This is a genomic window from Pseudoalteromonas prydzensis (genome assembly GCF_011050055.1).
Classification (GTDB): Bacteria; Pseudomonadota; Gammaproteobacteria; order Enterobacterales; family Alteromonadaceae; genus Pseudoalteromonas; species Pseudoalteromonas prydzensis_A.
In genome coordinates, this window is the sequence record NZ_DRGM01000069.1 from 1 (window position 1) to 9,776 (window position 9,776).

Below are 9,776 nucleotides of genomic sequence, written 5' to 3' on the forward strand. Positions count from 1 at the left end.
CACTATAATCACTGACGGTATTAAAATGGTTTGCGCCGATGTCAGGTGTTGGTGGTGCTTTGTCAAACAGGTTGTCGATACCAAAGTTAACCGCGATGCTGTCACTAGTGAAGGCCATCAATATCATAGTTATCTAGCAACTCTAATAAGGTCGCAATACTATAATCGATGACTGACTGATTAGTTGGAATGAACCAATGCATGCCATTTTTAAGTTGCACAACATCCTCAGCCATTTGCATACTCATTGACTGCTCGCTGACACTGCCGCCAGATGGGTGATGAACGCGATAAGGGTTGAACCACGCATGTAGCTTTAAACCCCGCTTGTGTGCTTGTTCAATCCAAAACTGCAATGGATCGTAAAAGGGCTCAGGCGCTTGCCCCTGCTTAGCAGTTAAATAGTAAGACCATGGCTCAGTGCTACTTTGATAAAGCGCATCAGCTTGAGGCCGTACTTGAAAGATCACTGTATTAAAATTATTTGCTTGCAGCGTATCTAATATTTTTATTGCTTGGCGTTTTTGCTCTTCGACAGGCAGGCCTGCTTGCTGCGGCCAGTTAATATTCGCAACAGTCGCGACCCATGCGGCACGAAATTCACGAACAACGTCTTCTGTATGAATAGTTGCAAGCAGCGGGTTAGCTTGCTTTTTGGTAATAGCTGTTAAAGGAGCGGACTGACAAGCGATTAAAGTAACAGCTATGAGCAGAGAAAAAATTACTCGATGCATCATTTATTTCCTAACAAGTGAAAAAATATAGCCGATAGTGAGGACTATCGGCTATTTATATCGTATATGGCGGGGGGAAATTAAAATTTATACTGCGCGCCCAGTAAGAATCTACGGCCATAATTATGGATAGCCAGTGGGCGGTTGCTATCTGACATGCCAGTGCTGTTACTTGACATTGAACGTTGGTCTTCATCTGTTAAATTAATGGCTTGAAATACCACATTCAGGTTATCAGTCACATTGTAGCTAAGGTTCAAATCATATTGACCAAAGTCATCAATGTACTGATTTAGCCCTAAATAAGTTGTGTAAAAGTATTCAGAACGATAAGTATATGAAACCCTTGCACTAAAGCCCATGTTCTCGTAATACACAGTGGCATTAAAGGTATCTTCCGAGTTATTAGGCAGGACAGCCTCTTCGCCAGCGGCAATTTGCTCTGCTGTTTGCTCAAGCTCTGCATCAGAATAGGTATAATTAGTTTGAATACCAAAACCATAACCTAGCTTTTGCGTATAATTAACTTCAAAACCTGAGTTTTCGCCGCCTAAACCATTTAACGGCTGAGTGATTAAAAAGGTGCGTAGCTCTTCAATACCAGTATCAGGGTCGGTCCACAGCCACTCTTTATCAACGGTGCTATTTGTAATGTATGAATCGATATCTTTATAAAAATAAGCTAACGATAAAATAGATGACTCATTAAAATACCATTCAGCTGACAAGTCATATTGCGAAGCGCGATATGGTTTTAAATCAGGATTTCCTTCATTGCCCTTACAACCCGTAGCCGCCGTGCAATAACCACTTTTACGAGCGGATAAAAAATCATAATCAGGACGAGACATCACTTTTGCTGCAGCAAAGCGCAGGATGATCTCATCACTGTAATCATAAGCAATATTTAAACTCGGTAGAAAGTCATCATAACTAGTAGAAAAACCAACTTCTTCGATATTTTGCGGATCAAAACTGCGGCCAGTATATTGTAAAGACTGCGAGTCAACCTCAGTTTTGACTGCTCGAACACCTACGTTACCGCGCACATCACTGAATGCAAATAATGCTTTAACGTAGCCAGCTGTAATGGTTTCTTGCAAGTCATATGTGTAATCTAGGTGCTCATACGGCGCTGTTGATGGTTCGGTTTCTGCAATCCATTTACTGTAAGCAGCATTATCAAATTGCCATAAAATGGCATTCTCACCACCCATAAAATCATTAACTGTGGTCGTTGCAAACTGGCCTAAATTATTCGTACTGCCATCAGCCCCCTTTTTAGGATAATTTGCTTTAATTAAGTTTGCGGCTTTGCTGTGCTCGCGGTATTTAACCCCGGTTTTTATCGCCGTAAAGTAATCATTATCGAGTCGATATTCAAAATCAAATTGCACATATTTCTCATCTGAATCATTCGCTATATCGTTTTTATGATTGTAGTCTAAGCGATAATCAGCAGGTGTAAGGGAGTCTGATAATGTAACCTCAGGGGTGCCATTTTCAATGCTGTAAGAAGCTTCTGTGTTTGCATAGTACTCTGAATATACGTCACTGACTGCGCCTTCAGCTTTACTATAGCCAAACTGTGTTGTCAGTGTGTAGTTATCTTGTTCATAGCTAACTTTAATATCGTGAGCTTGAGTTTTAAATTCACCTTGGTATCCGGCATTGCCGTAATAGCCTAAATTATTATGGGCCGGTAACGTTCCCGCGACCACAGTACCATCGACAATATCCGCTTGCTCAATATTGCCAATGTTCTGTAATATAAAACCACTCGAATAAGTACCGTACGATTCATGCTCAGATTTTGAATACAAGTTATTAAATACGATATCTAAATTTGCTGAAGGTGCGTATTGCAAGGTAGCCGTAAGGGTATTTAAATCCGAATCACTGGCATAGCGGTTATAACCGACAGCCCCAGGATAATATTCATTATCGCCATCACCATTGGCATCTGTACTACGGTAACCAAATCTTACTTCTTTACTGTCTCTTTGGGTGGCGAGTTCTTTGCGCACAAAGCCCACATTAAAACCAAAGTCTTCATCTTCATTTTTCCAAGAGTATAAACCTGAAATATAGGGTTTAGTTTCATCGGCATTTTCAAAATGAAATGCTTTCACTGACAGTGCTGCATAGTTAGATTCACTGTCCAGTGGCTTGCGTGTTCTAACCACCACAGTGCCACCAATTGAACCTTCATCAACATCAGCTTCAGCTGACTTAAACACTTCTAAAGTATCAACTAATTCTGCAGGCAAAAGTGAATAGTTAAAGCCCCGTGATGGCCGAGTGATAGATGCCGATGCCGTCGCTGAAGCAACACTCTGGCCATTTAATAAGGTAATGTTTAAATGAGGTGCTGTACCACGAATACTTACTCGGTCACTTTCTCCGCCGAGGTCTTTTTCAACTTGCACACCCGGAATACGCTGTAGGGCATCGGCTACCGTTTGATCGGGGAATTTACCAATATCTTCTGCAGATACGGCATCGACAACACTGTTAGCAAAGCGTTTCATATTAAGGCTCTTCTCGACAGACGCTGCGTAGCCTTTTACCTCTATCCGTTCGATATCTTCTTTTGTTAAGTTTTCTTTCTCTAATTGCTCGGCATCATTAGCAAAAGCCGTACTAGAAGCTGAAATAACCAAAGTGGCGAGTAATGATTTTTTGAATTGAGTTGTAATTGTGTGGAATTTATTATTCATAGTATAAGCATTTAACCTTTTTTATATTGCAAAGTACTTGTACGGCTACTACTGGTTTAACGTTGTTAAACCAAGACATAAGTTATAGTTTTGTTACCTGCTGTTAACTTAGTAAAAAAAACACACAAGATCAATATAATTTATTCCTTAAACAATATGTTTTTACAATTTATAATTCCTGCCGTGGCTATACTGTCATTTAATCGCTATTTTCATAAAAACTTAAACCAATGAAAAATAAGCATAATTAAAAATGTAATCAACTCTATGACGAATTTTGAGGTTAATTTAAATTAGGTTAGCGCAGAGTTGGCAACGTGAACTACATTGTCAATCGCTTAGAGGGCGTATAAGATATTGTAACTACTGCGGTTTTTGCTGGTTGACGAGCATCAGCAAATATTTGTTAAGGCGGCGCTCACGAGTTTCTGGTTTCTTAGCCGAGCTCAACGCATGGTAAATGATATGCTTGTTTGATTTACTTAATGTGTCAAAAAACGCTTGTGTCTCTGGCTTAGCAGCTAATGCCTGTAAAAAATCGTCCGGGAATTGCATGTCTGCCGATATTGCATAAGCGGCATCCCAGCGACCATCGGCTTTTGCCAAACGCACTGGGATCATTCCGGCTTCTTGCATTAAGCCATCTTCAATTAATTGCGCTACGTATTTGGTATTTCGTTTTGACCAAACACTGTTAGCTCTGCGAGGAGTAAAACGTTGTAAGTACGAATCACCATCTAAGGATTTTTTAATACCATCAATCCAGCCCCAGCAAAGCGCGACTTTGACAGATTCTTGCCAATTTATAGATTTTTGCGCAGATCCTTGTTTATAGATCTGCATCCATAGCTCTGCGCAATCAAAATGATTTTCTGCAAGCCAACTATCAAAGCTCGCAGTTGTTGCAAAAGACTTGATATTAGACGGTTCAATTTTTGCCATTTTTTTACAGCTCAATCACTTCTATCGCACCACGTTTTTGCATGGTGACAAACAGCTTGGTTTGCCCATCGTTAAACGCCACGTTGGTTGGATGCTGCCCTGTTAACGTATAGGTTTGTAACACAGTCCCTGCGGGGCTGATCTTTAATATCACGCCAGCACCATAACGCGCCACAAACAGGTTACCTTGGTTATCAACGCGCATGCCGTCCATGCCATGATCAGCAAACTTAATCAGCAGCTGTTTATTGCTAATGTTTAATTCGCTATCAAGATCATATTGCCAAATAACTCGCTGCACGCTTTCATTTACATAGAGCTTGCTATTATCGTTATTGACCGCCACACCATTGGTAGTGCCCATATTCTCTTCTAATAATTGCGTACTGCCATCGGCATCTATACGCCACAATTTACCAGTACTGTTTGCCCAGTTTGGGTCGCTGGCAAACAACGCGCCGCGCTTGGTTATGGCGATATCATTCGGTTGATTCATGGTGTTATTATGAGCAAACACCTCGACACTTTGGCTATTTGCTGACACTTTTAAAATATTATGATTTACATAATCGGCTATGTATAAATTACCTTGGCTATCAAATTGCAAACCATTACCAACGCTGTCATTTGGCAACTTAATAAATAACTGGGCGTTACCATTGCTATCAACCTTGCCAATCGTACCTTGCTCAGCAAAATTAACCGCGTATAAGTGCTGCTTATAGAACACAGGGCCTTCTATGCCTTGAGTAAACACATTATCAGGCACAAACTCCTTGCTGTGCTGCGCAATACTGGTAGCACTAAAAAGTGCCGCGCAGCTTAATCCACAGATCATCGCTTTCATTTTATTATTATTCCTAATTTAAATTATTACTGGTGAAGATACTTAAGATGGGAAAATTATCTTCGCCAAACGACAGCGTTAATGAGCGCTGTTCGCCATCATCTAGTTTAATATTATCAGCTAGTGCCATAGGTGCTACTCGCCTGCCATCGGCAAATAACGCCATAATATGCTCGGCCTGTAAAATACGCGAACCCGAGGCATCATTACGAATTGTTACCACTGCGACTCGGCGGCCTTGTTCACTGCTCATCAGCACAGAGTTAACCACAGTAAAGTCACTGTTTTTTGGCCTTACTTTGGCATCATTTGCAAAACTGAACGGCATTCCTTGCAGCGCAACCTGATCAACTGACAATACTTCATCACTGGCCTGTGTAGTAAAACAACTTAAGCCACTGCTCATCAAGGCTAACAGCATAAATGGGTGTATTTTCATTTCATTCCCTCGTTAACAGCATCAATTTAAAGGCTATTTTTAACACAACTGATTCCAAAATGGCAGCAAATAGTGCCACTGTTGCACAGCTGCAAAAATGATTCTCCGTATAGCGATAAACTAACCTATGCTAACTGTTGAATTTATAAAGCTCTGCCCTAAGTTCATGACTTAAGTATTTAACACGCTGCAAAGTACATAACCACTGCGCATTTAGTTTTACAGTCGTTATGCAGCCTTCACTCTTAACTGGATACGGAAAATAATTATGCAAGCTATCTCAAATAAGCAATTTACCCTTCAATCTCGCCCGCATGGTGCGCCAACTCTTGATAACTTTGCACTTAAAAGCGTGCAACTACCAGAGCTACAGCAAGGCGAGGTATTGCTACGCACTATTTATTTATCACTCGACCCTTATATGCGCGGCCGTATGAGCGATGCCAAATCATATGCCGAACCTATAGCTATTGGTGATGTAATGGTAGGTGCAACTGTGTGCCAAATTGAGCAATCAACTAACGATAAATTTGCCGTGGGCGATTGGGTATTAGCCTACACTGGCTGGCAGGAATACGCTATTTCAAACGGCGAAGGATTAATACCACTCGGGAAAGAGCCAAGCAAGCCTTCTTATGCACTCGGTATTATGGGCATGCCAGGCTTTACTGCTTACATGGGGCTATTAGATATAGGTGCACCAAAAGCAGGTGAAACCGTGGTGGTTGCCGCCGCAACCGGCCCAGTTGGTGCCACAGTTGGGCAAATTGCAAAGCTCAAAGGCTGTAAAGTGGTCGGCGTTGCTGGCGGCAGTGAGAAATGCCAATACGCGGTTGATAAACTAGGCTTTGATGCCTGTATTGACCACCGCAGCGATGACTTTGCCGCACAATTAGCCACAGCCTGTGATGCGGGTATTGATGTTTATTATGAAAATGTGGGCGGAAAAGTGTTTGACGCCGTATTACCTTTACTGAATACCGCAGCGCGGGTGCCATTGTGTGGTTTAGTATCGCAATATAATGCCACTGAACAACCACAAGGGCCAGATCGTATGGGCGCGCTAATGGGGCAAATTCTCACTAAGCGAATTCGCATGCAAGGCTTTATTATTTTTGACGATTATGGCCATCGTTATGATGAGTTTGCAACCGATATGCAAAAGTGGCTTAGTGAAGGGAAAATTCACTATCGCGAACATATAGTGACAGGCTTTGAAAACACCGTATCAGCGTTTAACGATATGCTGGATGGCAAAAACTTTGGCAAAACGGTAGTACAAGTAAATAAACCGCTTTAAATTTACCATGCGCAGCCACCGCTGCGCCTCAAGGACAATCATGATCAAATTACATCATTTAAATAAATCCCGCTCTAAACGTATTATTTGGTTACTCGAAGAGCTAAACGTTGACTACGAAATTGTCGCTTATCAACGTAATACAGAAACATTTTTAGCCCCCGATGAACTAAAAGCAGTACACCCACTGGGTAAATCTCCGGTGATTGAAGATGACGGTTTAGTTATTGCCGAATCAGGCGCAATCACCGATTACCTGATCACAAAATACGGCAACGGTAAATTTGCGCCACAAGCAGGCACAAACGAATACGTTGATTATCAACAGTGGCTACATTTTGCAGAAAGCTCAGCGATTTTACCGCTATTGTTAAAAATGTTTGTGCAAAAAGACGGCGCTAAAACCGAGTTTTTAGAAGGCTATGCCGATGCTGAAACCGCTAAAGTGATTAGTTACTTTAACGCCAGACTTGAAGGTAAACGCTATTTAGTAGGCGATACTTTAACTGGCGCCGACTTTATGATGTCGTTTATTGTTGAGATTGTTAAAAATGCCGGTCAACTAGCGCATTTCAAAAATCTTGTTCGCTATGATGAGCAATTACAAAGCCATGAAAAATTTCATACCGCCAATGAGCTAGAAGCAAAGTACGATTAATAAACTAATTTAATGAGTTAAAGTTAGATTCATTAAACGCATTACCATAATCAGAGGTGAGATCTCACCTCTGATTTAACGTTTTAGTTAGCCTTTTAGCGCAATTAATTACCACTACCTAATCACGCTATTCTTACTCTAAATACGCACTGACTCCAACTACACAACAGCAGCAGTGTCACTTAAAAATAACAGCATCAACAGTAAACACGGAAAATATAAATGACTATAAATACGCGATTAGCAACAGGTTTTGGGGTTATCTTACTAATGATGCTAACTTTAACTGTGATTGGCACATCAAGAGTTAATCAAATTGATGGCAACATTACAGAGATAACCGATATTAATTCGGTCAAACAACGCTACGCTATCGATTTTAGAGGAGCCGTACACGACAGCGCAATTGCCATTCGTGATGTTGTTTTATTAACAAGCCCAAGTGATTTAAATGGTACCGTTAATTTATTAAATGAACTCAACGATACTTATCAAGTATCTCACCAACAAATGTCGACACTGATTGCTGATATGTCTGATGCTGAACGTTCATTAATGCAAAAAATTGATAAAATTGAGGCCCACACCCAACCTTTGGTTGCCAATATCATCGCGGCTAAACGCGCAAATAATATTGATCAAGCAACGACGCTACTGTTAACTGATGCACGTCCCTCTTTTGTACAATGGCTTAATACCATTAATCAATTTATAAACCTACAAGAACAAGCAAACCAAGCATTAACGGAACAAACACGAGAAATAGCCAGCTCTTTTGAGTTATGGATGATCTCGCTCACGGCACTGGCCATTATTATTGGTGCTGTAGTTGCCTATATTATTGGTTCGCGAATTAAAAATGCGGTTGGTGGTGAACCACAACAAGCAGCTGAAATTATCGCACGCATAGCAAAAGGCGATTTAACGACAGAAATAACTTCATGTTGCCCGAATAGCATGATGGCATCGGTGAAAATGATGCAAAAAGAATTAAAAACAATCGTCAATAATATTATTAACTCTTCAAATGAGCTGTCATCTCACTCTGCCAGTGTGGCATCTGGTTCACAACAAGCACTGCGCGCAGCAGATAATCAAGTGACGCATACTAATGCTGCGGTGGATAGCTTAGAAACAATGAGTCAAAGTATTCATTCGGTTGCCAGCGCGGTGAAACAAACTGAAGACAATTCAAAAGTCACAGCGCAACTATCGCAGCAAGGCAGTCACTCAGTGCAAAAAGTAGCCACTGAAATTGAAGGTATATCAAGCACAGTAAAAGCAACCGTTAAGCAGGTCAATATACTGCAAGATCACGTGAAAAATATTGGCGACATATTAGGCGTTATTCGCAGCATTTCAGATCAAACAAACTTACTCGCTCTTAATGCGGCAATAGAAGCCGCACGTGCTGGTGAATCAGGCCGAGGCTTTGCGGTCGTCGCTGATGAAGTAAGACAACTAGCTCAACGCACCGGTGATGCAACAGGTGACATTGAAAAAATGATCCTACAAGTACAAGAAAACACCCAAGCATCGGTAACAGCGATGGAAACGACGGTGCCCAAAGTTGAAAACGGTTTAATATTAATGGGTGAAGCGAATCAGCTGCTGCATGAAATACAACAGCAAGCCAATGACTCGTTGACAAAAGTACTCGAAATTGTTGATGAAACATCAATGCAAGTGGCCACTGTTTCAGAGATCAGCACTGGGGTAGAAGAAATAGCTAATATGTCAAAAGAGACAAGCTTATCGCTTAACAATAATGCCAAAGAAGCCGTTGCGTTGGCGCAGTTGTCTGACACTTTAAAACAATACATAACCTACTTTAAAGTAAGTTAACTAGAGTTTAGGTTCAGTTAATAAAAATAAATGTTAATCTATTCGGCCCATCTGCAATCATATTTAACTGCCGTGGGCCTTACTTTTATTTAAGCAAAGTCGTTATTTTACTTGATTACGCCCAGCAGCTTTTGCTGCATACATCGCTTTATCAGCCTCGGCGATAGTTGTTTCAACATCAGTATTAGCATTAAGCTGCGCGACACCAAATGAACCTGTTACCGATGCTTGGGTGTTTTCTTGTACTTGTAGGATCATTTTTTCAATGTCACCTGTTGCATCACCGGTGCG

Annotated in this window: 9 protein-coding genes; 3 read left to right on the forward strand and 6 right to left on the reverse strand. The window is 41.1% G+C overall.

What is annotated here, in order from left to right; translation table 11 throughout:
• Positions 1-104: 104 nt before the first annotated feature.
• The 5 genes from ENH88_RS06195 to ENH88_RS06215 all read right to left on the reverse strand — a co-directional run bounded on the left by ENH88_RS06195 (position 105) and on the right by ENH88_RS06215 (position 5,682).
• Entirely contained in the window at positions 105-737 is a 633-nt protein-coding gene (locus tag ENH88_RS06195) for a glycoside hydrolase family 10 protein (protein ID WP_304180727.1), read from the reverse strand.
• 77 nt (positions 738-814) lie between these two features.
• On the reverse strand, positions 815-3,454 hold the full coding sequence (locus ENH88_RS06200; protein ID WP_304180729.1) for a TonB-dependent receptor: 2,640 nt from the start codon (positions 3,452-3,454) through the stop codon (positions 815-817).
• A 363-nt stretch (positions 3,455-3,817) separates the two neighbouring features.
• Positions 3,818-4,396 carry a YdeI/OmpD-associated family protein gene (locus tag ENH88_RS06205; RefSeq protein WP_304180731.1) on the reverse strand — a complete coding sequence of 193 codons (579 nt, stop codon included), beginning with the start codon at positions 4,394-4,396 and terminating at the stop codon, positions 3,818-3,820.
• A gap of 4 nt (positions 4,397-4,400) precedes the next feature.
• Positions 4,401-5,243, reverse strand: coding sequence for an SMP-30/gluconolactonase/LRE family protein (locus tag ENH88_RS06210; RefSeq protein ID WP_414704809.1), 843 nt, complete (start codon positions 5,241-5,243; stop codon positions 4,401-4,403).
• Between the two features lie 13 nt (positions 5,244-5,256).
• Positions 5,257-5,682 (reverse strand): hypothetical protein, encoded by a 426-nt coding sequence (locus ENH88_RS06215; protein ID WP_304180733.1) that lies wholly within the window; start codon positions 5,680-5,682, stop codon positions 5,257-5,259.
• Between the two features lie 268 nt (positions 5,683-5,950).
• Between ENH88_RS06215 and ENH88_RS06220 the strand changes: the two genes are divergently transcribed.
• The 3 genes from ENH88_RS06220 to ENH88_RS06230 all read left to right on the forward strand — a co-directional run bounded on the left by ENH88_RS06220 (position 5,951) and on the right by ENH88_RS06230 (position 9,485).
• Positions 5,951-6,982, forward strand: coding sequence for an NADP-dependent oxidoreductase (locus ENH88_RS06220; protein WP_304180735.1), 1,032 nt, complete (start codon positions 5,951-5,953; stop codon positions 6,980-6,982).
• 40 nt (positions 6,983-7,022) lie between these two features.
• Positions 7,023-7,640, forward strand: coding sequence for a glutathione S-transferase family protein (locus ENH88_RS06225; RefSeq protein ID WP_304180737.1), 618 nt, complete (start codon positions 7,023-7,025; stop codon positions 7,638-7,640).
• Between the two features lie 222 nt (positions 7,641-7,862).
• Positions 7,863-9,485: a methyl-accepting chemotaxis protein gene (locus ENH88_RS06230; RefSeq protein ID WP_304180739.1), complete on the forward strand. Its 1,623-nt coding sequence runs from the start codon at positions 7,863-7,865 to the stop codon at positions 9,483-9,485.
• A 102-nt stretch (positions 9,486-9,587) separates the two neighbouring features.
• Here the strand turns inward: ENH88_RS06230 and ENH88_RS06235 are convergent.
• A partial coding sequence (locus ENH88_RS06235; protein ID WP_304180741.1) for a GGDEF domain-containing protein occupies positions 9,588-9,776 on the reverse strand: 189 nt, incomplete at its 5' end.